The sequence below is a fragment of the Halalkalibacter flavus genome (assembly GCF_036663575.1).
In the GTDB taxonomy this organism is placed as follows: Bacteria; Bacillota; Bacilli; order Bacillales; family Bacillaceae_D; genus Halalkalibacter; species Halalkalibacter flavus.
Genome location: NZ_JAWRVK010000117.1, coordinates 1 through 565, shown reverse-complemented (window position 1 = coordinate 565; position 565 = coordinate 1). Strand labels below are relative to the sequence as shown.

The window sequence follows — 565 nt, the reverse complement described above, 5'->3', positions numbered from 1 at the left end:
TGTGACTGCTAAACTAAATGAGACAGTTCCTGCTAGATAAGATGAAACACTTATTGGCCTGAAATAGACTTTCCAGTGGGCTGCCCATGGGCAGCCCACTGGAAAAAATTTAATCATATTCTATGCCTCAATCACTATTATGATAAGTATTGAAATTAGTAGTGTTGGAGGTTTGAAAGGTGGATAAGTGGCAAGTGTACATGGAAATAAATCAATTATTAAAACAAGGTTTTAGTAAGAATAAGGTGGCAGAAAAGCTAGGTATTTCAAGGTCTACCCTCTACCGTTACCTAGAAAGAAATCCACAGGAGATGGCTGAATGGATGGTTAAGATACAAACGAGAGGAAAGAAATTAGATCATCATAAAGAATTAATTCTGTCATGGTTAAGAAAGCATCCTGATATGACTGCAGCTCAAGTATATGATTGGTTACAAGAGAAATACTCTTCTTTGGAAGTTGGGGAAAGTACAGTTCGTTCTTATGTGAGAGAGCTTAGGAAAGAATACAATATTCTGAAGGAATCGACTCCTAGATCTTATGAAGCAATACCTGAGTGTCCTAT

Annotated in this window: 1 protein-coding gene; it reads left to right on the top strand. The window is 37.0% G+C overall.

Annotated elements, in window-relative coordinates; genetic code table 11:
• Nucleotides 1–179: 179 nt before the first annotated feature.
• Nucleotides 180–565, top strand: a 386-nt coding sequence (locus tag SAY88_RS24645) for a helix-turn-helix domain-containing protein (RefSeq protein WP_332635077.1), incomplete at its 3' end; no start/stop codon positions are given.